This is a genomic window from Bacillus sp. FSL K6-2841 (assembly GCF_037976435.1).
GTDB classification, from domain to species: Bacteria; Bacillota; Bacilli; order Bacillales; family Bacillaceae; genus Bacillus; species Bacillus pumilus.
In genome coordinates, this window is record NZ_CP150266.1 from 2,628,721 (window position 1) to 2,650,606 (window position 21,886).

Below are 21,886 nucleotides of genomic sequence, written 5' to 3' on the forward strand. Positions count from 1 at the left end.
ATGAAAAAAAGTCACTAAGTACGTACTTAGTGACTTTTGGTATAACACATTCTTCGCTCTGATGTGCCCGTTTATGGGAGGTTATGCTTGAAAGGGTTCGCCAGCTTGATGGCTTCCCTCTAGAACAAGAATCCCTTTTTCAGCAGGCGCGTCTGGAAGATCTAGTTCTTTTGCTGAACAAATCATACCGCTTGATGGAACACCTCTTAGCTCAGCATCTTTGATGATTAAACCGCTTGGCATCACTGCCCCAACCTTCGCAACCACGACATATTGCCCTTGATCAACGTTTGGTGCACCGCACACGATTTGTAATGTTTCATCGCCAACATCCACTTGGCAAATGTTTAATTTATCTGCATTCGGATGCTTTTCTTTTTCCTTTACATAACCGACAACAAATTTTGGTGATAGATCGACAGTCAACGTTTCACTGACACCGTTGCGGTTTAAAATTTCGTTGATATCTTGAACAAGTGTTTCAGAAAGCGGTACAGATCCGTTTTCTTCAATTTTCATGTAAGTAGATGCATTGAAGATATTAAAGCCTGTTGTTTCTTTTGTTTCTTGATTGAAGATTCTTACGACATCTCCAAACGTCTCATGACCTACTTCTTCTCTCGTCACATCTTTCAAGGAAATAAGGAGTGTGTCGCCTACACCTTCTGCATTATAAAAAACGTTCATTCTTCAAAATTCCCTTCTACTGCTGTTTTGGTCTGCTTTTAGCAAGAATAAAGATCGGTTCAAGTTTGCCCTCATCATATAAAAATGACAATGCGGTAATCGGAACCGTGCCGCTGGCGAAGAAGCTCATCGACATCTGTCCTAAAATATCATAGCCTGATTCATTGCGAACATCTGCAATGATGAATACATCTTGATGGGGGACAGAAATGGCCATCTGTCCTTCTATTTTTTGCGCATACTCTTGTAAAATCGATTCATTTAAAAGTCTGCTGGCATCATATCCGTCATTTGCACGGAAGAAATAAAACCGGTTGCCTGCCACTTCATCCATTTTCACCACAGTTTCAAGTGAGCGGACATTGAAGCTTGCAGTTTCCCTAATTCGTTCTTTTGTCCAGTTTTCCTTTTGAAGCATCTTTTCATCAATTAATCTGTAGGTGCTTCCAAGGTCAAGTGCATAGTAGATTCTCGTTTCAGCTGTATGCTCATCAAAAACGAGCGGAATGCCATCACTTGATGTCTCCGGAAAGGATGTGGATCGAATGACCGGATAAATTTGCTTTTCTTTTCCTGAGATGTGCTGCGCTTCGCCTTTCATGGCACTTAGCGCCTCTTTCACATAATAAACGATCTCATCCAATGTTTCATCAGGCTTTACTTCCCACTTTGCAATGATTGGCGGGAGCTCTAGTGTGATTCCTTTACCTGTTTGTTTATCTTCAATACGAAGCGTATCTTTTTCTCGGTCAAACTGGTGTAACCAGCTGTCATTTGTCAGACGACTTTTGAGTTCGTTCGCAAGCTGTCTTGATGTCATTTTTGCCATGATTTAGACTCTCCTTTCATTATTTAGAAAGAGAATCTGTTAAAAATGCTTCAATCTCTTCCTTCGTTTTACGATCCTTGCTGACAAAGCGGTTAATCTCTTGTCCATTTTTAAATACTAAAAAGCTTGGAATGCCGTAAATTTCCCACTCTGCGCAAGTGTCAATAAATTGATCTCTATCCACATAGAAGTACTCAAATTCTGGGTAGTTTGCTTCAAGCTCTGGCAAGAATGGTTCGATAAAGGTGCAGTCCGGGCACCAGTCCGCTGAAAATAGCAATACTGTTAAGTCTTCTTGAATCACTTTTTGTAATTCTTCATTTGATTCAATTTTTTTCATGTTTCATTCCTCCAGTTTGTATGGTTAAATCTCCGAATTGTATATAGCCTTTCTTTCTCATCCATTCTGATACTACCAAACTAATCACTGCTGGGCCAACGATATGCAAAAGAGCGATCGCCAGAAAAACGGATGGATGAAATCCCATAACGGTCAGTGTCATGAGCTGTCCAACGAGGCCGCTCGTTCCCATTCCTGCCCCTGCCGCATTATTGACCATCCCAAAGCCAATGATACCAATTGGCGCGAGAATGAGGCCCGCTATCGTCGGCGGAATAAGGATAAGGGGATTTTTCACAATGTTCGGCAGCTGCAATTTTGATGTGCCAATACCGACAGCGGCAAGACCGCCAAAACGATTTTCTCTAAAGCCCGCAGCGGCAAAGCCGACCATTTGAGCGCAGCAGCCGATTGTTGCAGCACCAGCAGCAAGACCGTTTAAGTCAAGCATGAGCGCAAGCGCAGCACTTGAAATCGGTGAGCTGAGGGCAAGTCCAACAATGGTTGCGACTAGCATGCCCATGATCAGCGGACTTTGGTCAGTCCCCCACATGATGAGCCTGCCAAGCCCTGTCATCATGGCTTCAATCCCAGGACCGATCAAAGCAGCGGTGGAAAAACCAGTGATGATGGTAACAAGCGGTGTCAAAATGATATCAATTTTTGTCTCACCACTGACCAGCTTACCGATTTCCACACCAATTAATGCTGCGGCAAAGCTTCCAGCAGGTCCACCAAGCTCTGCTCCTGCAGCACCTGAGACAACACTTGCAAAAATGATCAGAGGAGATGCCTGTAACCGGTACGCAACGGCTACACCGATCGCTGGTCCCATGAGCCCCATGGCGAGTGTTCCCATTTTGATGATGAGCGGAAGTGATAACAGACCGCCTGCTGTTTTTAAAATCAGACCTACTACTAGTGTAGCAAATAGACCTAAAGCCATATAAGAGAGTGCATCAATGAAGTACACTTTTGGCGAAAGGGAGATTCCCTTTCTTTTCAAATAAGTCATCAACGTCGTCTTCCTGCTTTCTCATAGGAAAGACGAAGAGGCCTGTCCTTCCCATTATATGTAGTATTCTTACGATGAAAAATAGTCTCTACCATGAATATCATAATCATATTTTTTTTGCTTTATCAAGCACTTCTTGTGTAACATGAAAAGAAACAGGGCAAACCTTTACTAAGTTTGTACAAAAGGAGGAGATTGTTATGCAACTAACCGTCTATTTAGCAGGAGAAATTCATAGCCAGTGGCGCGATGAAATCAAGGAGAAAAGCCAATCATTGAAACTGCCAGTAACATTTGTTGGTCCAATGGAGAATCATGACCGCTCCGATCACATTGGTGAGGACATTTTAGGTGAGCAGCCAAATGCCATTTTCAAAGATGATGCTGCTTCTGATTTGAATAATTTCCGTACTGAGATCCTATTAAACAAAGCAGACATCGTCATTGCCCGCTTTGGTGAGAAATATAAACAGTGGAACACGGCAATGGATGCATCTGCTGCCATCGCTAAAGGGAAACCTCTCATTTTGATCCGTCCAAAAGAACTGCACCATCCGTTAAAGGAACTATCAAATAAAGCGAATATCACTGTGGAAACCGTGAACCAAGCGATCAAAGCATTATCTTACGTGTTTGAACAGCAATAAAAAAAGGCTGCTCTCTTGAAAGAGGCAGCCTTTTGTTTACATTTAAACTTGTTGATATATAGAATCCACTGTACTTTGATCACAGTTTTTCACAAGACGGACGATTAATTCTTTTGCCGCTGCATAATCATCCACATGCAATACTGAATGACTTGTGTGAATGTAGCGAGCACACACTCCAATGACAGCAGAAGGCACGCCTTGGTTTGAAATATGCACACGTCCAGCGTCCGTACCACCTGGTGATACGAAGTATTGGTATGGAATACTGTTTGACTCAGCCGTATCGAGCACAAAGTCTCTCATCCCGCGGTGCGTAATCATGGTTCGATCAAAAATACGCAGAAGTGCACCTTTGCCAAGCTGGCCGAATTGTGTTTTGTCACCTGTCACATCGTTTGCAGGGCTTGCATCTAAAGCAAAGAACAGATCTGGCTGAATCATATTCGCAGCTGCTTCTGCCCCTCTAAGCCCTACTTCTTCCTGAACCGTTGCACCTGAATACAGATGACAGGAAAGTGGTTCGTCTTTTATTTCTTTTAATAATTCAATCGCAAGTCCGCAGCCATAGCGGTTATCCCAAGCTTTTGCTAGGATCTTTTTAGGATTCGCCATAGGGGTAAAGACTGTTGCAGGCACGATTTGCTGTCCTGGGCGAATGCCAAGTTCTTTTGCCTCTTCTTCACTGTCTGCCCCAATATCAATGAGCATGTCTGATGGTTTCACAGGTTTGCTTTTTTGTTCTGGAGTCAGAAGATGAGGCGGTGTACTAGAGACGACACCAGGAATTGGCCCGTGATCGGTATGAACGTCGACACGCTGTGCCAGCATGACTTGACTCCACCAGCCGCCGAGTGTTTGGAAGCGTATCATCCCATTCTTCGTAATGGATGAAACCATGAATCCCACTTCATCCATATGACCAGCCACCATGATTTTAGGTGCGTTCTCTGGTCCCTTGCGTACCCCAAACACACCGCCAAGACGATCCTGAATGAGTTCGTCAGAATATTTCTCAAGTTCCTTTTTCATAAAAGCACGCACATGGTGTTCATTACCTGGGGTGCCTTGTAATTCTGTTAAATTTCGGAAAAGCGACAACGTTTCTTCATTCATTCTACGATTTACCTCGTTTCTATGTAATGACCATATATATTCCTATAAAAATAACACTCACTTTATACTATAAGAATTCTTTCGGTTTTCCAAGTATCTCTCCAGAAATTTTGAATATGCTTTCAACTATTCGGATTCCTTAACATCAATGGACAAGTTTTGTATAATGGAAAAAACAGCAATACGGAGGTGCAGCACGTTGAAGTTAAAACATGTTCTGATTGGTGCGAGTATTGGCGTAGCCGCTGCAATTGTTGCAAAGAAAGTATTTTTCCCTACGTATATCTCGTCTGAAAAAGCATTAAAAATTGTGAAATCCGCTTTTAAACAGCGCGGCCCGATTGATGGCTCTTGGATTTATACTGTACCAGAACCGTATACCGTAAATGGTGAAACGATTGATGTGTACAAATCTGGCATTACTCGCTCAGCCTTTGGGGAGCTTGAACAGTACGAAGTCATGATTGATGCCAAAACAGGCATGATTGTGGATGTCATTGATTCTGTGGCTTGATAAAGAAAGCTTCGCAAAGGTGTGTCCTTGCGAAGCTTCTTTTTTATATGGCTTTGATTTTTTTGTACACAGGATGCCACATAGCGTCCTGTACAGCCTGAATAAGGTCCTCAGGCGTTTCCTCTGCAATTCCTTCATCAATCGCTGCTTGCGCCACACGGACAGCTACTGTCGCTGAAACGGTTCGAAGCTGATCAACACTCGGCAGCATCGCTGCACCCGGCTTTCCGACATTGACCATGCTGGCAATCGCTTCAGCACTCGCAACAAACATGCTGTCTGTCATGAGGCGTGCTTTAGACACAATCGTTCCAAGACCAAGCCCTGGGAACACTAGAGCATTATTCGCTTGCCCAATTTCATATGTGACGCCGCCATATTCGACAGGATCAAATGGGCTTCCTGTTGTCACGAGGGCGCGTCCTTCTGTCCACTCAATGAGATCTTCTGGCTTTGCTTCTGAAAGAGGTGTTGGGTTCGACATCGGTAAAATCGCTGGGCGCTCTACGTGCGACGCCATTTCTTTTACAATTTCCTCTGTAAATGCTCCCCCTACTGTCGAGGTGCCAATTAAGATCGTTGGTTTTGCCTGTTTGACGACCTCTAATAAATCAATGGAATGCTTAGGGCCATTACGGGCATAATCCTTTACTTCGTCAGAACGTCTTGCATATGGCTTTTGAAATGGCTGAATATCAGGCGAATCATCTGTAAGCAATCCTGTTTTATCAATACACCAGAAATGATCATATGATTCCTCTTCTTTGACTCCGTCTCTGACGATCGCATCACGGATCTGCTCCGCTATGCCAATCCCTGCAGTACCCGCTCCGAAAATGATGATTCGGTGGTCTTTCAGCGGAACCTTTGAAGCTTTTGCACATGCCAGAACCGCAGCAAGTGAAACAGCTCCAGTCCCTTGAATGTCATCATTAAATGTACAAATTCGTTCCTTATATTTTTCCAATATAGCTCGTGCATTTTTTGTCCCAAAGTCTTCCCAGTGTAGGAGTGCATTTGGAAAGGTTGCGCGGGCAAGCTCTACATATTGATCGATGAACTGATCATAACGCTCTCCTCGAACGCGAGAATGCTGATTTCCAACATAAAGCGGATCATTCAAGAGACTTTCTTGGTTCGTCCCCGCATCAAGCACAACGGCCAGTACGCGGCTAGGATCAATGCCTGCTGCAGCTGTATAAACAGCAAGTTTCCCGACTGAAATGGCAATACCGCCAACACCCCAGTCTCCAATACCTAAAATGCCTTCTGCATCTGTCGCAACGATTAAGTCAATGGATTCATCCACACCGTAAGAGGCAAATATCTCTTCCATGCCTTCCAAGTCATCAATTGATAAATAAAGCCCTCTTGGCTTTCGATACTCGTGGCTATAACGCTGAATGGCTGTTCCAACCGTCGGTGTATAGACAATCGGCAGCATCTCTGCCAAGTGCTCATTTAGTAATTTGTAAAAAAGCACTTCGTTTCTGTCGTGAAGTGATGTTAAATACACATTTTTTCCAAGCTCATCCGGCTGTGCCTTGAACTGCTCATACGCACGCTTTGCCTGATCCTCTAATGTTAAAACTTTAGGCGGTAGAAACCCCTTTAAACCAAGCTCTTCCCGCTCTTCTTTCGTAAATGCAACCCCTTTGTTTAAATAAGGGACGGACATGACTTCCATCCCTCTTAATGGTGTTTCAATGACATCACCATGTACACGATAAGATTGGTTCACCTGCACTCTTCCTTTCACAAGTTCATTTTGTCGTTATTTTGTGTGAAAGGCGAAAAAACATGCAGATGATCTTTTATCTTCCTGTTTCTCTTTTAACTTCATGTGCGATTTGCCCATCTTCATCCCACTTAACAGCGCGGTAAATCGCATCATGATAAAACAAGTACCACGCATTTTTTTCTTCTGCAAATGCCTGCCATTTTTGCTTAGCTGGAATCGAGGTCATTGGATAATCATCATAAGCCAAGACCCATAATGGATTTTTATGAGCGTGCGTTGGCATGATGTCAGCTAAATGAATCGCTGTTTCGCCCTGACTTGTGAGCGTTAAGATGCTATGGCCATTGCTATGACCGCCTGTATGATGCAGCTCAATGCCTTCTACTACTTCGATGCTTTCTTCAAATGGCACCACTTGATCTGCGATTGGCTCCCAGTTTTCTTTCCAATATGTATTTCTTGAACGGATGTTAGGTGCCCTCATTTCATCCCATTCAATTTTGGATGTGATGATTTTTGCTTGCGGAAAAACAGACACGAGTTTTTCTCCTTCACGTTTTGTTAATCCGCTTGCATGATCGAAGTGAAGATGCGTCATTAAGACGTAATCAATATCTGCTGTTTGCAGACCGAGTGCCGCGAGTGACTCTTCCAATTTCGTCTCTTCTGTTACGCCGTAATTGCGTTTTTGTTTATCCGTCAGCTTACCTGATCCGATGCCGGAATCCACTAAAAAATGGAGACCATTCCACCGTATGAGGATCGGGTCACACCGCAGTTCAATTTGATTGCGATCGTTCACCGGGTATTTTTTTGACCATAACGGCTTTGGCACCACACCAAACATCGCACCGCCGTCCATGTGTGTATCTCCCCCGTTTAACCAAAACAGTTCCATGTCACCTATTTTCATTGTCTCCATTGCTGTCATCCCTCCTTTTTCTATCGTAGCAAATACAGCTGAAAATCGCATGCATCAATCTTTTCATGAAAAAAGCTGACTGCAATTTTTTTGCAGCCAGCTTGATGTCACTTGTTATTCTGGAAATTTCACTTCTGATCGATAGATAGGTTGTCCCATAGACGAGAATTTCTCTTCGTATTCCGTCATCACATTTCCTTCTAGTCCGTCCTTATGTAAATCTAAGCTTACATACGTTAAAAGAAGTCCATATGCAGAAAAGCTCTTTAAGGAATATTCAAATAACCCGCGGTTATCTGTTTTGAAATGCAACTCACCGCTTGGACGGAGAATATGTTCATATCGCTCTAAAAAGGCTTTAAACGTCAATCTGCGCTTTTCATGCCTTGCTTTTGGCCACGGGTCAGAGAAATTCAAATACACCCGGTCAATCTCATTTTCCGCAAACACATCTGTCAGCGTTTCCGCATTAATGTTCAAAAGCTTTACATTTTCAACATCTGTCTCTTTGATTTTATCTACTGCTGTCACAATGACACTTTTAAATAATTCAATGCCAATATAGTTGATATCAGGATGAAGCTTGCCCATTCCAGCGATAAAGCTCCCTTTTCCTGTGCCAACTTCGATATGGATTGGATGATCATTTCCAAACAGCTCATGCCATTTCCCTTTATATTGCTCGGGGCTAGCTAAGGCAATATGAGCATTTTCAGCTAAGTAATCATCAGCCCATGGTTTATGTCGCATTCTCAATTTGATACACCTCTATTTTCTTTACATTTTATCAAGATACCATGAAACATAAAGACCCGCAAGACGGCATCTTTATGCGCATACGAAAAAGACCAGCCCTTCGCTTGAGCTGGTCTGCCGCATGTATAAATTGGGCGCTGAATGCACAGTTTAACCACATAAATGACACGCAGAAAAGGAGCATACGTATGGGATTAAACCGTCAACATCAGCTTCAATTAATCAAAGATATTTTAACCGATCACCAGCTGGATTGCTGCGGGACTGTTGCAGAATATGAACAGGTGGGACGCGTGATTCAATTAATGCTGGCAAAAGAAGACCTTGATGCCGATATTCGTCAATTATTAACAGATATTTATGATTACAGCCAAAAGGGCACCTCTGTCAGTTCAATTGATGCACATATTGAGGCGCATCAATCGCATTTGTCAGAGTGGGTCGAGAATATTCCTCTCTCTTAATGAATGTTTAACCGCTGTAAAAGTGCGCTCAGCTCCGCTTGCACTTCTTGCTGCGCTTTTTCATTCCCTTTTCTTTTATGCCACACGACAAACGATACAGTTTCAGCGAGGACGTACCAAGCCATACGTTTTCGCAAATTGTCCGTCAGCGGGGCACCGTACATTGAGAGCCAGCTTTCCCAGTTCTCTTCTTCAACATAATGGTATAAAAGTGGTCCAAGATCAATGGCTGGGTCAGCAATCATCGCCCCATCCCAATCGATCAAGTAAAGCTGGTTTTCATCTGTCAGCAGCCAATTATTATGATTGAGGTCACAATGACACACGACCTTGTCTTCAAATTGAACTGCCTCCACATGCTTCTCTAAGTACTGGATGGCACGTGTGATGTCCGAAGAATCAATTTGCTCTTTTAATATGGACTGTTTTAAATGCTTCAGAATGGATGCTGGGTCTAGAGAGTGCTTCTCTAATCGTTTCAGCATATCAAGCAATTCTTTCGATGTATGAATTTTTCTTAGCTGCTCTGCGACAGGACGGTCATTCATGTCCTTTGGCTTCAGCTCTCTGCCGCTCAGCCAGTGCTGCGCAGTGATGACATCCCCATTTTCCATCCGTTTTGTCCAGACAAGCTTCGGCACAATGCCTTCAGCTGACAAAACCGCAAGAAACGGTGACGTATTGCGTTTTAAAAATAGCTTTTGGTCATTGTGTGTTGCGAAGTACGCATCTCCCGTAGCGCCTCCAGCAGGAGAGATGTGCCATTCGCTACCTAATATTTGTCCCAACCAGTTCATATCAATTTTCAACCCATCATTTCTTAAAATATTTTAAATCGTGCTTTTTTAGTCGACAAAATTCAGCCGATTGAAGGTCAATAGGCTGTTTCTTTTTTTATTTATATGATCATAAAAACAAAAAGGACAGCTATTGAGAATGAGATGCTAAACAATAGCCGTCCTATAGATTTTATCGTTACCTTCTTATACTCGTCAAGCAAAACTAGAAAATCAGGACAAGAACCTTATGACTAGGACATTCATGAGACATGGTTTAAGCACGTAATTTTAAAGAGCGATCACTCGCCTTCACAAAAACAGGCGTTGCACCGATCACTTCTCCATCTGCATGAAATAAGATTTTTCCGTCTGCCTCCAAGTACGCTTCCTCGTGCTGAAACAGGGTAACCCCCTTCATTCCAAGGTGCTTACGAAACACCATCGCACTTAGAAACAAGAGCACTTTGAATGGATTCAAATCTGTGACAACGAGCGTTTGAAAGCCTGGCTGTCTCGCGCTCGCTTCTGGTGCTGCTTCCAGCCCGCCTCCGTAATAGGGGTGATTACAAACAATCACAAACCACACTTGGCGAAAGACCTTTTTCTCGTTTTCAATAAACAGTGCAAGGTCGAACGGCTTAAAGGACCATAAAGAATGGAGAAATGACAGCGGGTAGATGATAAACCCCAGCCCCAGCCGTTTCAGCCACTTCCCCCCTCTAAAATGCACTGTTTTCCTTAGCACATGCGCATCAAACCCGGCACCGATATGATTGAGAAAGAGAACGGATTGCGCGCTTTCTGCGTGATCTTGAAAGGAGCCGAGAGAAAATGTTTTGGTCAGCATTCTCTTTTGCTTTCTCACTTCTTTTAGGACATCTTGACGATGGATGCCAAGACCCTTCGCCGCATCATTCCAATGACCGGCGGGAACAAAGCTTAGCTGCACATGTTCCATTTCCTTTAAGCCATTCAGGACTTCATGAATGGTTCCGTCACCGCCAATGACAATCAGGCGCTTCAGCCTGTCATCTTGCATGGCGCTAATTTGTCTTGCCAATACTTCTGCATGACCTTCATGCTGGGTGAGAAACGATCGATATGAGATTTCCACCTTTTGTAGTTCTTTCTCTATGCTCCTCCATGTACGAAGTCCTTTTCCATGTCCTGCTGCTGGATTAACGATAAAGTACCATTCATTCATATATTAGCTCCACTCAGGTCTCGTTTTTCGTGACCATCCATTATGCCTTTAATCGAGCCATTCCTGCCTTCTTTTGCTGTCTGATTCACCATAAGCAAGCAATGCCTTTGTCGCCTTAAATTGCTGATGCTTTGTCGGCGCGGTATTTTTCCGCTGCTTTTCAAACCAATCTTCCGCCTTCTTCTTATCGACAACCTCCATCCCGTATGGAACTTCCGGTAAGTCAATATAAGAGGTACGGCTGATCAGGATTTTTTTCACAGGAAGATCGACTCCGCTTTGCTGTAAAATCTTTGACACGACGGTGCCAGAGCGTAGAAGGCCTGCACAAGGATTCAAAACGGACTGAACCGCTTTCCCATTCGCCCGCTTTTCCCAAAAACGTTCCTTCGTTCCGATATATACGCTGTCAGGCTCTGCCTCTAAGAAGGATAAACAAATCACTTCCAGCGGCGTAATGAGAACTGGACATAATTCCATCTCTGCTTTTTGAATGAGCAGCACCGGTTTGTACATCACAAAATATGAATCCGGAAGCTGTCTAGCAAGCATGCGCAGCTTTTCATCATACCGAATATGATGAGAAACAGTCGAAATGTGGGAAATCGTCGAGCTCGCCCATTTTAATTGAACATCATATAGATGATCTTTAAAAAAATGAATGAGCTTCGTTTCATCTGTAGGAACGTTTGTAAAGACACCTTGCTCTATATCTGTTGGCTCGTTAAAAAGACTCAGGTCCCGTTCCTTCTTCATATCGGCTGCTTTCGGCTTTCTCTTTAAGGAGAATTTCTTTCTCTTTTCCTCCTCTTGTTCAGGCACTTGTTCAGAGATTTGGTCAAATGAATGCTGCGTCTTCTCTTTAGAAGCTTTTTTTAACTCGTCCCACCTTTGCTTTTTCAAGCGAATGAATTGATTGATGTAGTGATGCGGGTCTTGTTCATATCGTGATATATAATCTTGAATTTTAATAATTTGCGCCATCTGCTGCTCACTCCAACTTTTAGAATCATTTATGTAGTGCAAATTGTTTGATTGCGTGATAACGCGGGGTTTCACTCGGACGTATTTCATATAAAGTCATATAAGAAACCTCTATCACGTATGGCTCTTTGCGTAAAGGCGCTTGTTCTGCAAAAGAGTGATCCGCGTTCCATTTGCGTGCAATCGTCATATGCGGATGAAACGGTCTCTTTTCAACAGGATGTCCTGCTGACAATACGGCTTTTTTCACCTTTTCTCTTAATTGCATGAGCGGTTCACTTTCAACAGGTTTTGCAAAAAAGACTCTCGGGCGCTCCTTTGTGCCAAACTGTCCGACCTCATTCAGCTCGATTGAAAATGCAGCAGCTTCCTTTGAGAGGATCTCAAGCAGCTCGATGATCTTCTTTAAGCGGTCATCTGGAATGGCCCCTAAAAAGATCAAGGTCACATGATAATCATGAGGTGCTGTCCATTTTTGAAAAGACAGTCCGCTTCTTTGATCAATGTCTTTTTTGATTTGATGCGCAAGCTGTTCAGGGATATGAATCCCAATAAAATAATGACGGTTTTCTGACACAATATCACCTGTCCTTTTTTAACAAACTTTACGAATCCCCATTGATGATAGTATAACTAAAGAAATGCGGAATGAGAAGAAAGGGTGTCACATGATGAAGGTTGCACAAAATATAGCTGAGCTAATTGGCGATACACCACTTGTTCAATTACAGAGGCTTCAGCCAGACAATGCAGCAGCTGTTTATTTAAAGCTGGAATCGTTCAATCCTAGCGGCAGTGTGAAGGACCGCGCTGCTTACAATATGATCGTCGAGGCTGAAAGACAAGGGAAGCTGACAAAAGGAGCGACCATTATTGAACCGACGAGTGGGAATACAGGGATTGGTTTAGCCATGAACGCAGCAGCTAGAGGGTATCAAGCCATCCTTGTGATGCCTGATACGATGACAAAGGAACGAATCAATATTTTGAAGGCTTACGGGGCGGAGGTCATTTTAACCCCAGGAGAAGAAAAAATGCCAGGCTGTATTCGTAAAGCAGAGGAACTGGCAGCTCAAATTCCTCATAGCTTTATCCCGATGCAATTTGATAATAGAGCGAATCCAGATGCACATAGAGGCACAACGGCTGTTGAAATCATAGAAGCTGTCAAGCAACTTGGAAAGCCCCTTGGAGCCTTTGTCGCAACAGCAGGAACTGGCGGAACCATTACAGGCACTGGTGAGGAATTAAAGAAAGCATTCCCTCATTTGACCATACGTGTGGCAGAGCCGAAGGGGTCTCCAGTCTTATCTGGCGGGAAACCTGGCAAACATAAACTCGTTGGCACGAGCCCGGGATTTATTCCCCATATTTTAAACGAGCATGTCTATGATGAGATCGTGCAAGTAAGCGATGAAGATGCGTACACAATCACACGTCAGCTTGCCCGGCTTGAAGGAATTTTAGTTGGTCCATCATCTGGTGCAGCCTGCTATGCTGCAATTGAAACAGCCAAGCAATTGCCGTCAAATCAAATTGTGATCTGTATGACAGCAGATACAGGCGAACGATACTTATCAAGTGATGTTTTTCAAGATTAAAAAAGGAACAGGGCAATGAATCCCTGTTCCTTTTTCTTCGTTTTGCGGTTAGGACGATTTAGCAGTGTTTATCACAGTCTGCTCCCCTGTGATGAGTAAAGCCTGTTCATCAGTAAGCGGGCATAAATCGAGCGTCTGCTCATACTTCTTTAGGATTTGCTGCGCAGCATCGCCTAAATAGGTATTGTGCACATGCGGTACTGGATAGCGGCTTACCTCATTGAAGCCTTGATAGGATGAAAGCTCTGGTGCCTTCTGCCACTCATCCATCAAGGAGATATATTCAATGCTTGGCGCCATGATGATACTCCCTGCGGATTCGCCGATGTACAGCTTACCTTTATTGATTTCTTCTTTCAGCACGTCATCGAGACCGTGCTTTCTCAATTCCTGCAGCAAATAAAAAGTATTGCCTCCTGATACGTACACCACATCATTTTGTTTCATCATCTTTGCGATTTCTTCGGTAGACTGCTCAGCTATCTGAACGATTTCTAGCTGCATACAGAGTTGATGAAAGGCTTCTTTCGCTGCATCCACATAGTGTGTGACTTCTTCCACGGCACTGGCTGTTGGGAAAAATGTCACACGTTTTCCTTTTAACGATTCACCCGTAAAATCAGACAAGAGAGAATAGCTGTCTTTGAATGAAGAGCATAAGAACATTTTTTTCACTGTGAATCCCTCTTCTCTTTTCCTATTTTGCCAATTCATACATGGCTTGTGCATATAGTGCGGTTGCTCTTAGTAGATCGTCGATTTCGATATATTCATCCTTCTGATGTGCACAATCTGGTCTGCCAGGGAAGAGAGGACCAAAGGCAACACCCGCTTCTAAAGATCTCGCATACGTTCCCCCACCAATCGCAATCAGATGAGCATGATTTCCAGTTTGTTCCTCATATACCCGCTGCAATGTTTTCACAAGCGGATGATCTTTTGAGACGTGATGCGGAGGGCTGTCGTCAAATTTCAGAAGGGTAGCCCCTTTGATGCCTTCGATCCCTTTTTTAACGTCCTTGCCGTCTGCTGTCACTGGATAGCGGACGTTTAATCCTAGCTTCGCTTCTTCGCCTTGTGTATAGCGGATTGTGCCAACATTTAAAGTTAAATCTCCGCTAATGTCATCTTTGCAAGCAATTCCTAGCTTTTTCCCTCTTGTATCCTGATCAAATAAAGCATTGATTTGAGAGGTAAACGCAAGCCCATCTTCATCTAATTCTTGTCCACTTAGGAAATTGGCCATATGAATGCCCGCATTGATGCCATGCGCAGGCTCCATGGCATGAACTGATTCACCTTTTAATGTGAAATGCTGTCCATCCGCTGCATTCTTTACCTCACCTAATAATTGATTATCGGCAAGATAAGCTTCAAAAGCTGTTTTTAATGATTCAGCATCGTGTTCTTGTGCCGCTGTCACAGTGGCAGCTGCCTCATCCGGCACCATATTCAGCCGCATACCCGATGTGAATTGCTTGAGTGTATAGCGCTGATGTTGTTCTGTATGTTGATATGTAAATGACACAATGGCATCAATGATCCCTTTTTCAGCATGAATAATCGGAAAATCAGCATCTGGCGCAAATCCAATTTGCGGCATCGCCTCATGCTTGAAATAATGGTCCACACATCGCCAATCACTTTCTTCATCTGTTCCAATGATCATTCGAATCTTTTTTGACAGCTTCATCCCTGTATCTTTTAACATCTTCAGTGCATAGAAAGCCGCCATAGTTGGCCCTTTATCATCAATGGCGCCTCGTGCAAATATTTTATTTTCTCTTATATCTGCTGAAAATGGCGGGGTTGTCCAGCCGTCACCAGCAGGCACAACGTCCACATGGCAGAGCACACCTACAATGTCTTCGCCTTCTCCATATTCAATATGACCTGCATAGCCATCCACATTCTTGACTGTGAAGCCTTCGTCTTCCCCTTTTTTCAGCATATACTGAAGGGCCTGATCGACTTTTTCACCAAATGGCTTTCCTTCTTTTCCACCTTCTTCATCAAGGACACTTTCAATTTGTAAAAAAGATTGTGTGTCCTCAATCAAATCGTCTTTTTTTCGTATGACTTCAGCTTCCCAATTCATTTTTTCCATTCCTCCTTGAAAAAAGGTTGCATTCCACCCATAAAACGAATATTATATTAATTGTTTTGTATTAATGTTCGTAAATGGAGGATTTTATGTTTCAGTTAAAAGAAAACCAAACCAACATAAAGAGAGAATTAATCGCTGGTATGACGACATTCTTTACCATGGTCTATATTGTTGCCGTTAACCCAGGAATTCTTTCAAAAGCAGGCATTCCTTTTGACCAAGTCTTCACTGCAACAATTATCGCTGCTGTCGTCGGTACACTCTGGATGGCATTATTTGCAAACTATCCGATTGCGATTGCGCCAGGTATGGGGCTGAATGTCTATTTCACCTTTACAGTTGTCGGTGGTGGCGGCATCAGCTATCAAACAGCATTCAGTGCGGTATTTGTTGCTGGTATACTCTTTATTATTTTATCGTTAACATCCCTTAGAAAACAACTGATTCAAGCCATTCCAGATAATTTAAAATACGGCATTACAGCCGGAATCGGGCTTTTTATTGCCTTTATCGGCCTCCGTCAGTCTGGAATTATCGCAGCTGACCCGGAAAATCTAGTGAAGCTTGGCAACTTAAGCTCGCCTGTTGTCATTTTAACGCTTGTCGGCTTAATGATCTCTGTTATTTTAATGGTACTTCAAATCAATGGCGCTCTGTTTATCGGCATGTTAGCGACGACATTGATTGCCCTTGTAACAGGACAGCTTCATTTCCCTAAAATGCTGATGGACATCCCTGCACTGCCAGAAGGTATGCTGATTACAAATCCATTCGCTGCCTTTGGTGATGTATTCTCTCATCATTTATATGCGGTCGTCTTTTCCTTCTTACTAGTAACGATTTTTGATACAACGGGCACAATGATCGGAGTGGCTGAACAAGCAGGACTCATGAAAAAAGGCCAGCTGCCAAAGGTACGAAGAGCCCTGCTCGCTGACTCTGCTGCAACGACGATTGGTTCTATGTTTGGAACAAGCCCAACGACAGCTTATATCGAATCATCATCTGGGGTTGCTGCTGGCGGAAGAACCGGGCTAACGTCTTTAACGGTCGCTGCACTGTTTATTGTGGCATTGTTTTTCGGCCCGCTCGTTCAGGCTATTTCTTCTTTACCATCCATCACATCACCTGTTCTCATCATTGTCGGGTGCTTGATGATGAACTCCGTGTCACGCATTCGCTGGAATGAGCTAGACGAAGCATTTCCTGCTTTTCTTGTGATTCTTTCCATGCCGCTGACATCTAGTATTTCAACCGGAATTTCACTTGGATTCATTTCATATCCACTTGTGAAACTGGCAAAAGGGAAATGGAGAGAAGTACATGTTCTTGTCCTTATCTTTGCCATTTTATTTTTCATTCAGCTCTTTTTCTTAGAAGGATAACAGAAACAAAAAAGGCACATTCTAACAAGGGATGTGTCTTTTTGAAATCAGTGAATTTTTATTTTGTAAATTTTCTGTGTTTCATTTTTGGACGTTTGAATGTAACAGCATTCTCTAAATCCCTTACTCCCATTGGGTTGTAACCGAATTCAAAACATGGTATATACCATATTTCGATTCATGAAGACAAGTTAAAAAACACGTAAAGTTGACTTTTTGGTGGAACTAGATGCATAATAACGTGTATAATAGAATAAAACATTAAGAAACACGAACATTTACCATTGTTGCATGTCCTTATTTCGCAGTTTTAGTGTAGTAAGTTGTGGTTAGTCAAGTCCATCCGATCTTATTGATAGGGAGTGGTTTTTTGAAACCTTCAACAAACCGTATGATGACTCGAATAAAATCAGTCTATATGTTCATTCAAGAGAAAGGTCTTGTGACGACACAAGAGCTGGTTGATGAATTCGGGATCACACCTAGAACCATTCAAAGAGACTTAAACGTGCTTGCCTATAACGATCTTGTTCATAGTCCAAGCAGGGGCAAATGGGAAACAACAAGAAAAAAAGTAAAAATATCATCTTAAGCGTATAATGAACTGTCCATATAACAAAAAGAACCGGCCTATCGCCGGTTCTTTTCTTTTGTTCCACATCTATGGTCGATTGATTAAGCTGTCTAATTCTTCATCCGTCAATTCACGGTACTCCCCAGGCGCTAGATCTTCATCTAATGAGACAGCCCCCATCGAGCGTCTTTTTAAAAAGATGACTTCATTTCCCACTGCTTGCGCCATCAGCTTCACTTGATGGTACTTTCCTTCAGTAATTGTTAAACGGATGCGTGTATCTTCACTTTCATTCGTATCTACTTCAACCTTCGCCGGCTTCGTGCGGTAATCATCTAAAATCACAACACCCTCTTCAAGACGCTTGATGTCTTGATCTCCTAATGGATATTTCAAATGAACCTCGTACGTTTTTGGCACATGCTTTTTTGGAGAAAGTAATTGATGTGCAAGCTGTCCATCATTTGTGAGGAGGAGAAGACCGACTGTATCCTTATCCAGTCTGCCCACAGGAAATGGCTCCCTTGCGATATCCTCCGGCTCAAGTAAATCGACGACCGTTTCATCCCGCAGATCTTCTGTTGCTGAGATGACCCCATCTGGTTTGTTCATCATTAAGTAAATGAATTCTTTATACTCTACACGCTCTCCGTGTACGAGCACTTCATCATTCGATGGATCAACATGATCTTTCACCTGCTTCGCCAGTTCCCCATTCACGGTGACTGCCCGTGCCTTGACCAGCTTCTTTACATCTTTTCTTGAACCAAAGCCGCTGCTAGCAAGCAATTTATCAAGCCTCATGAAACTCCACCTCTTCTTAACTCTTTTTTCTTAAAAATTTCGGCATACGGCTGCCGAGTACACGCTCAAGTAATCCTACCTTATAAGATAGGAACAGATACACACCGCCACCAGTGATCATTGAAATCAAAATGACGATACCCGCATTAACAATTCCACCTTCATACGAAATCACTTGGCTCACAAGCTGACATGTCACATACGCCACTACAGCCATAATCGCAGTTAAAATACCAATGAGAATAAATCGTTTGAAAATCCTGCGGAACGAATAGCCTGCATGGCGCTTAATCATGATAAACATATACAAGATGGACGCACTATAGCCTAACGCAGTCGCAAGCACAGAACCATTTCCTTGTAGCCAGCTGATTAGCGGAATGTTCAGAACCGTTTTAATAATGATCCCTAACAACAGACTGACAATGGCAAATTTTTGCTTGTTAATTCCCTGCAAAATCGCTGCATTAATGGTGAATAAAGAAAACAATAACGCAACAGGTGCGTACCAGAACAAAATTGACATCCCAATCTCAGGATGAACAGACGGATAGAAAAACCAATAAACCGGTCCAGCCAATGCCGAAATACCAAATGAAGCAGGCAGCACGAAAAATAAGATGACCTGCATTGTCTGATCAATTTGTCTATTGAGCAGCTTGTAGTTACGAGCTGTAAATGATTCCGTAATCGTTGGAATCAAGGTTAAGCCAAACGCTGTTGCAAGCGACACAGGAATCATCACGAGCTTCGGTAAATATAACGTCACAATAGACAATACCGCTGTACTAATATCCTGATGTCCTGATGCAATCATGGCTCTGTTAATCGTATTTGTATCAATATAAGAATAAATTGGAATCGCCAGTCCAACAAACACATACGGTGCCGCATAGCTAAACAGCTCTGTAAACATTTGCTTATAAGATAAGTCGGAGGAAGCACCTGTATTCGGCTGCATCGATAAGAGCCGATCCTTGCGCTTCAGCCAATATAAATAAAGCGTGAATAACCCGCCAAATGCGCCGATAAGTGCTGCAAATGTTGCATAACCGACAGCAATGACAAGACCGCCGTCAAGCACTTTTAAAATAATAAACGTTGCCGTTAATAGGAAGATGATTCTGACAAGCTGCTCAATGACTTGAGAAACAGCTGTCGGTCCCATCATAGAGTGCCCTTGGAAGTACCCTCGCACAAGACTCATAATAGGTACAACCAAAAGACCTAAACTGACCATCCGAATTACATATACTACTTGATCGACAGTCAAACCACCTGTTTCATTCGATCCGCCAAGCTGAATCTTGGCAAAAATCGGTGCGGTTAAATATAAAATAGAAAAGGCGATAATCCCGGTGACAAGCATGACCGACATACCCGCCCTGAACATTTTTCTTGTTGTCTCATAATCGCCAATTGCATTATATTTAGAAACAAATTTTGATACCGCTGTTGGGAAACCAAGCGTAGCAATACTTAAAAAGATCGTATACTGATTGTATCCATATTGAAATAGCGCTCCACCAGTAGCTCCAACCATTGCGCTAAATGGAATTAAGTAAATCATACCAAGAATACGAGAGAGATAAGTCCCTATCGTTAAAACCAACGTACCACGAAGCAGTTTATTAGACATGCGCTTAACCACCATTTTTCTAATGAATATTCAACTCAACTATTTTACCACATCATTTCGATGCACAGGTAACAAATCCAATACAGAAGGCACAAAACCAATCAATTCATATTTCAGCCTTACCAAATTTTCGTTATAATAGATGAATGACTGAAAGCAGAAAGAGGAATGTAACATGAAACATTATGATGTCATTGTCATTGGCGGTGGACCTTCTGGACTGATGGCCGCGATTGCATCAGCAGAGCACGGTGCAACTGTTCTGTTAATTGACAAAGGAACCAAACTTGGCAGAAAGCTCGCCATTTCTGGCGGTGGACGCTGTAACGTCACCAATCGCCTTCCAGTAGAAGAAATCATCAAGCATATTCCCGGAAACGGCCGTTTTTTATATAGTGCATTTTCTGAGTTCAATAACGAGGATATTATTTCGTTTTTTGAAAACCTCGGCATTGAACTTAAAGAAGAAGACCATGGACGTATGTTCCCTGTCTCAAACAAAGCACAATCTGTTGTGGATGCCCTTTTAGACAGGCTCCGCAACCTCAATGTGACCATTCGAACGAATGAGAAGATTAAAACAGTTCTGTATCAAGACGGACAAGCAGCCGGAATTGTTACAAATAATGATGAAAAAATTTCAAGTCATGCCGTTGTGATTGCTGTTGGCGGAAAAAGTGTGCCTCATACTGGTTCTACTGGTGACGGCTACGCATGGGCAGAAGCTGCTGGTCATACGATTACAGAGCTCTTCCCAACAGAAGTACCGGTCACATCAGATGAGCGTTTTATAAAAGAAAAAGTGCTCCAAGGGCTTTCTTTAAGAAGTGTGGCTGTCAGTGTTTTAAATAAAAAAGGGAAACCCGTCGTCACACATGTCATGGATATGATCTTTACACACTTTGGCTTATCCGGCCCAGCTGTTCTTAGATGCAGCGGATTTGTGGTGAAAGAATTAAAAAAACAGCCGACTGTCCGTCTGCAAATAGACTTATATCCAAAACTTAATGATGAGGAGCTTTTCCAAAAGCTACATCGAGACTTAAAAGAAGAACCGAAAAAGGCCATTAAAAATGTTCTGAAGTCTTGGATGCAAGAACGCTATTTATTGTTTTTGTTAGAAAGAAATGGTATTGATCCGCAAGACACATTTTCTGGTCTTGCTAAGGACAAACTGCGCGCATTCGTCCATGATTGCAAACATTTTATCGTTCATGCGAACGGGACCCTCTCTTTGGACAAAGCGTTTGTTACAGGAGGCGGCGTTTCTGTGAAAGAAATTGAACCAAAAAAAATGGCATCTAAAAAAATGCCCGGTCTTTATTTCTGCGGAGAAATTCTAGACATTCATGGTTATACAGGCGGATACAATATCACCTCAGCACTTGTAACTGGCAGGCTTGCCGGTATGAATGCTGCACTTGAAGCAAAGGAGAGATTTTCATGATAAGACGTGCACTTCCGATTATCCTAGCAGTTGTGATTAGTTTGACAGCCGCTGTCTTCTTAAAACTGTCTATTACCCCGTTAAAAATCGCCATTGTGTTGGCGTTTACCATCTTCGCTGTTTGTTTAAAAGAATACGTCTACCGGCTTCGCAAACGAATTGAAGAAAAATCATCTTCACAATATCGATAGTTGATTAATGGAAGCAAAACATGTTACGGTAAAGTAGAGGTCGAGTGAGAAACTCGACTCTTTTTGTTTGAAAATAGTTGAGATAGGGGATATTAAACAAAATCCTCTGCTTAAACGTGTAGAACAACAGGAGAGTGAGA

The 21,886-nt window shown here is 42.8% G+C and carries 24 protein-coding genes; 8 read left to right on the forward strand and 16 right to left on the reverse strand.

Annotation, left to right across the window (positions count from 1 at the left end):
* Positions 1 to 81 precede the first annotated feature (81 nt).
* From ytpR to MHH68_RS13360, 4 genes are read right to left on the reverse strand one after another with little or no spacing between them, the layout of a single operon-like run.
* Positions 82 to 687 carry a YtpR family tRNA-binding protein gene (gene ytpR, locus MHH68_RS13345; RefSeq protein ID WP_044142204.1) on the reverse strand — a complete coding sequence of 202 codons (606 nt, stop codon included), beginning with the start codon at positions 685 to 687 and terminating at the stop codon, positions 82 to 84.
* 16 nt (positions 688 to 703) lie between these two features.
* The gene (locus MHH68_RS13350; protein WP_144462546.1) at positions 704 to 1,516 is read right to left on the reverse strand and encodes a DUF1444 domain-containing protein; all 813 of its coding nucleotides are present in this window, start codon (positions 1,514 to 1,516) and stop codon (positions 704 to 706) included.
* Positions 1,517 to 1,535: 19 nt separating this feature from the next.
* On the reverse strand, positions 1,536 to 1,856 hold the full coding sequence (locus MHH68_RS13355) for a thioredoxin family protein (protein ID WP_003217665.1): 321 nt from the start codon (positions 1,854 to 1,856) through the stop codon (positions 1,536 to 1,538).
* Positions 1,843 to 2,871, reverse strand: coding sequence for a PTS sugar transporter subunit IIC (locus tag MHH68_RS13360; RefSeq protein WP_061409149.1), 1,029 nt, complete (start codon positions 2,869 to 2,871; stop codon positions 1,843 to 1,845). The genes MHH68_RS13355 and MHH68_RS13360 overlap by 14 nt, the downstream gene beginning before the upstream one ends.
* A gap of 200 nt (positions 2,872 to 3,071) precedes the next feature.
* On the opposite strand from MHH68_RS13360, the gene MHH68_RS13365 reads away from it, so the two are divergent.
* Positions 3,072 to 3,518: a YtoQ family protein gene (locus MHH68_RS13365; protein ID WP_058015040.1), complete on the forward strand. Its 447-nt coding sequence runs from the start codon at positions 3,072 to 3,074 to the stop codon at positions 3,516 to 3,518.
* A 42-nt stretch (positions 3,519 to 3,560) separates the two neighbouring features.
* Here MHH68_RS13365 and MHH68_RS13370 read toward each other — a convergent pair whose 3' ends face one another.
* Positions 3,561 to 4,634, reverse strand: coding sequence for a M42 family metallopeptidase (locus MHH68_RS13370; RefSeq protein WP_144462542.1), 1,074 nt, complete (start codon positions 4,632 to 4,634; stop codon positions 3,561 to 3,563).
* A gap of 199 nt (positions 4,635 to 4,833) precedes the next feature.
* Between MHH68_RS13370 and MHH68_RS13375 the strand changes: the two genes are divergently transcribed.
* Positions 4,834 to 5,148: a PepSY domain-containing protein gene (locus tag MHH68_RS13375; RefSeq protein ID WP_003217759.1), complete on the forward strand. Its 315-nt coding sequence runs from the start codon at positions 4,834 to 4,836 to the stop codon at positions 5,146 to 5,148.
* 43 nt (positions 5,149 to 5,191) lie between these two features.
* Here the strand turns inward: MHH68_RS13375 and MHH68_RS13380 are convergent, their stop codons facing one another.
* The 3 genes from MHH68_RS13380 to trmB all read right to left on the reverse strand — a co-directional run bounded on the left by MHH68_RS13380 (position 5,192) and on the right by trmB (position 8,567).
* Entirely contained in the window at positions 5,192 to 6,889 is a 1,698-nt protein-coding gene (locus MHH68_RS13380) for an NAD-dependent malic enzyme (protein WP_339163502.1), read from the reverse strand.
* Between the two features lie 73 nt (positions 6,890 to 6,962).
* Positions 6,963 to 7,811 (reverse strand): MBL fold metallo-hydrolase, encoded by an 849-nt coding sequence (locus tag MHH68_RS13385; protein WP_339163504.1) that lies wholly within the window; start codon positions 7,809 to 7,811, stop codon positions 6,963 to 6,965.
* A 114-nt stretch (positions 7,812 to 7,925) separates the two neighbouring features.
* Positions 7,926 to 8,567 (reverse strand): tRNA (guanosine(46)-N7)-methyltransferase TrmB, encoded by a 642-nt coding sequence (gene trmB, locus MHH68_RS13390; RefSeq protein ID WP_339163507.1) that lies wholly within the window; start codon positions 8,565 to 8,567, stop codon positions 7,926 to 7,928.
* A gap of 188 nt (positions 8,568 to 8,755) precedes the next feature.
* Between trmB and MHH68_RS13395 the strand changes: the two genes are divergently transcribed.
* Complete coding sequence (locus MHH68_RS13395; RefSeq protein ID WP_061409164.1) at positions 8,756 to 9,031, forward strand: YtzH-like family protein; 276 nt, start codon at positions 8,756 to 8,758, stop codon at positions 9,029 to 9,031.
* Here MHH68_RS13395 and MHH68_RS13400 read toward each other — a convergent pair.
* The 4 genes from MHH68_RS13400 to thpR form a co-directional block, all read right to left on the reverse strand.
* The gene (locus MHH68_RS13400) at positions 9,028 to 9,828 is read right to left on the reverse strand and encodes a phosphotransferase family protein (protein ID WP_186306825.1); all 801 of its coding nucleotides are present in this window, start codon (positions 9,826 to 9,828) and stop codon (positions 9,028 to 9,030) included. The two genes, MHH68_RS13395 and MHH68_RS13400, sit on opposite strands and share 4 nt — an antisense overlap.
* A 256-nt stretch (positions 9,829 to 10,084) precedes the next feature.
* On the reverse strand, positions 10,085 to 11,014 hold the full coding sequence (locus tag MHH68_RS13405; RefSeq protein WP_339163510.1) for a YegS/Rv2252/BmrU family lipid kinase: 930 nt from the start codon (positions 11,012 to 11,014) through the stop codon (positions 10,085 to 10,087).
* Positions 11,015 to 11,062: 48 nt separating this feature from the next.
* Entirely contained in the window at positions 11,063 to 11,998 is a 936-nt protein-coding gene (locus MHH68_RS13410; protein ID WP_058015033.1) for a hypothetical protein, read from the reverse strand.
* Between the two features lie 25 nt (positions 11,999 to 12,023).
* A complete protein-coding gene (thpR, locus tag MHH68_RS13415) occupies positions 12,024 to 12,575 on the reverse strand; it encodes an RNA 2',3'-cyclic phosphodiesterase (protein WP_339163514.1) in 552 nt (183 codons plus the stop codon).
* A gap of 91 nt (positions 12,576 to 12,666) precedes the next feature.
* Here thpR and cysK point away from each other — a divergent pair, with 91 nt between their 5' ends.
* Entirely contained in the window at positions 12,667 to 13,599 is a 933-nt protein-coding gene (cysK, locus tag MHH68_RS13420) for a cysteine synthase A (protein WP_180310342.1), read from the forward strand.
* Between the two features lie 48 nt (positions 13,600 to 13,647).
* Here cysK and MHH68_RS13425 read toward each other — a convergent pair whose 3' ends face one another.
* Together MHH68_RS13425 and pepV are read right to left on the reverse strand one after the other, a co-directional pair.
* Positions 13,648 to 14,274 carry a Type 1 glutamine amidotransferase-like domain-containing protein gene (locus MHH68_RS13425; RefSeq protein WP_339163517.1) on the reverse strand — a complete coding sequence of 209 codons (627 nt, stop codon included), beginning with the start codon at positions 14,272 to 14,274 and terminating at the stop codon, positions 13,648 to 13,650.
* A gap of 22 nt (positions 14,275 to 14,296) precedes the next feature.
* The gene (gene pepV / locus MHH68_RS13430; RefSeq protein WP_339163519.1) at positions 14,297 to 15,697 is read right to left on the reverse strand and encodes a dipeptidase PepV; all 1,401 of its coding nucleotides are present in this window, start codon (positions 15,695 to 15,697) and stop codon (positions 14,297 to 14,299) included.
* Between the two features lie 95 nt (positions 15,698 to 15,792).
* On the opposite strand from pepV, the gene MHH68_RS13435 reads away from it, so the two are divergent.
* Both MHH68_RS13435 and MHH68_RS13440 read left to right on the forward strand, forming a co-directional pair.
* Positions 15,793 to 17,091: an NCS2 family permease gene (locus MHH68_RS13435; RefSeq protein ID WP_058015028.1), complete on the forward strand. Its 1,299-nt coding sequence runs from the start codon at positions 15,793 to 15,795 to the stop codon at positions 17,089 to 17,091.
* Positions 17,092 to 17,461: 370 nt separating this feature from the next.
* Entirely contained in the window at positions 17,462 to 17,683 is a 222-nt protein-coding gene (locus tag MHH68_RS13440) for a DeoR family transcriptional regulator (RefSeq protein WP_008356419.1), read from the forward strand.
* Positions 17,684 to 17,752: 69 nt separating this feature from the next.
* Here the strand turns inward: MHH68_RS13440 and MHH68_RS13445 are convergent, their stop codons facing one another.
* On the reverse strand, positions 17,753 to 18,469 hold the full coding sequence (locus MHH68_RS13445) for a pseudouridine synthase (RefSeq protein ID WP_268498395.1): 717 nt from the start codon (positions 18,467 to 18,469) through the stop codon (positions 17,753 to 17,755).
* Between the two features lie 16 nt (positions 18,470 to 18,485).
* Complete coding sequence (locus MHH68_RS13450) at positions 18,486 to 20,108, reverse strand: polysaccharide biosynthesis protein (protein ID WP_041815845.1); 1,623 nt, start codon at positions 20,106 to 20,108, stop codon at positions 18,486 to 18,488.
* Between the two features lie 175 nt (positions 20,109 to 20,283).
* On the opposite strand from MHH68_RS13450, the gene MHH68_RS13455 reads away from it, so the two are divergent.
* Positions 20,284 to 21,555, forward strand: a complete 1,272-nt coding sequence (locus MHH68_RS13455) for an NAD(P)/FAD-dependent oxidoreductase (protein ID WP_180310338.1) — start codon at positions 20,284 to 20,286, stop codon at positions 21,553 to 21,555.
* Complete coding sequence (locus tag MHH68_RS13460) at positions 21,552 to 21,746, forward strand: hypothetical protein (RefSeq protein ID WP_339163526.1); 195 nt, start codon at positions 21,552 to 21,554, stop codon at positions 21,744 to 21,746. Before MHH68_RS13455 ends, MHH68_RS13460 begins: the two co-directional genes overlap by 4 nt.
* Positions 21,747 to 21,886 lie beyond the last annotated feature (140 nt).

Excerpts from the sequence above, each read along its gene's own strand:
- MHH68_RS13445 (WP_268498395.1), bottom strand. The coding sequence starts at position 18,469 with ATGAGGCTTGATAAATTGCTTGCTAGCAGCGGCTTTGGTTCAAGAAAA.
- MHH68_RS13460 (WP_339163526.1), top strand. The coding sequence starts at position 21,552 with ATGATAAGACGTGCACTTCCGATTATCCTAGCAGTTGTGATTAGTTTG.
- MHH68_RS13360 (WP_061409149.1), bottom strand. The coding sequence starts at position 2,871 with ATGACTTATTTGAAAAGAAAGGGAATCTCCCTTTCGCCAAAAGTGTAC.
- pepV (WP_339163519.1), bottom strand. The coding sequence starts at position 15,697 with ATGAATTGGGAAGCTGAAGTCATACGAAAAAAAGACGATTTGATTGAG.
- MHH68_RS13405 (WP_339163510.1), bottom strand. The coding sequence starts at position 11,014 with ATGAATGAATGGTACTTTATCGTTAATCCAGCAGCAGGACATGGAAAA.
- MHH68_RS13410 (WP_058015033.1), bottom strand. The coding sequence starts at position 11,998 with ATGGCGCAAATTATTAAAATTCAAGATTATATATCACGATATGAACAA.
- MHH68_RS13400 (WP_186306825.1), bottom strand. The coding sequence starts at position 9,828 with ATGAACTGGTTGGGACAAATATTAGGTAGCGAATGGCACATCTCTCCT.
- ytpR (WP_044142204.1), bottom strand. The coding sequence starts at position 687 with ATGAACGTTTTTTATAATGCAGAAGGTGTAGGCGACACACTCCTTATT.
- MHH68_RS13350 (WP_144462546.1), bottom strand. The coding sequence starts at position 1,516 with ATGGCAAAAATGACATCAAGACAGCTTGCGAACGAACTCAAAAGTCGT.
- MHH68_RS13435 (WP_058015028.1), top strand. The coding sequence starts at position 15,793 with ATGTTTCAGTTAAAAGAAAACCAAACCAACATAAAGAGAGAATTAATC.
- MHH68_RS13395 (WP_061409164.1), top strand. The coding sequence starts at position 8,756 with ATGGGATTAAACCGTCAACATCAGCTTCAATTAATCAAAGATATTTTA.
- MHH68_RS13355 (WP_003217665.1), bottom strand. The coding sequence starts at position 1,856 with ATGAAAAAAATTGAATCAAATGAAGAATTACAAAAAGTGATTCAAGAA.
- MHH68_RS13450 (WP_041815845.1), bottom strand. The coding sequence starts at position 20,108 with ATGTCTAATAAACTGCTTCGTGGTACGTTGGTTTTAACGATAGGGACT.
- cysK (WP_180310342.1), top strand. The coding sequence starts at position 12,667 with ATGATGAAGGTTGCACAAAATATAGCTGAGCTAATTGGCGATACACCA.
- MHH68_RS13385 (WP_339163504.1), bottom strand. The coding sequence starts at position 7,811 with ATGGAGACAATGAAAATAGGTGACATGGAACTGTTTTGGTTAAACGGG.
- MHH68_RS13365 (WP_058015040.1), top strand. The coding sequence starts at position 3,072 with ATGCAACTAACCGTCTATTTAGCAGGAGAAATTCATAGCCAGTGGCGC.
- MHH68_RS13370 (WP_144462542.1), bottom strand. The coding sequence starts at position 4,634 with ATGAATGAAGAAACGTTGTCGCTTTTCCGAAATTTAACAGAATTACAA.
- MHH68_RS13455 (WP_180310338.1), top strand. The coding sequence starts at position 20,284 with ATGAAACATTATGATGTCATTGTCATTGGCGGTGGACCTTCTGGACTG.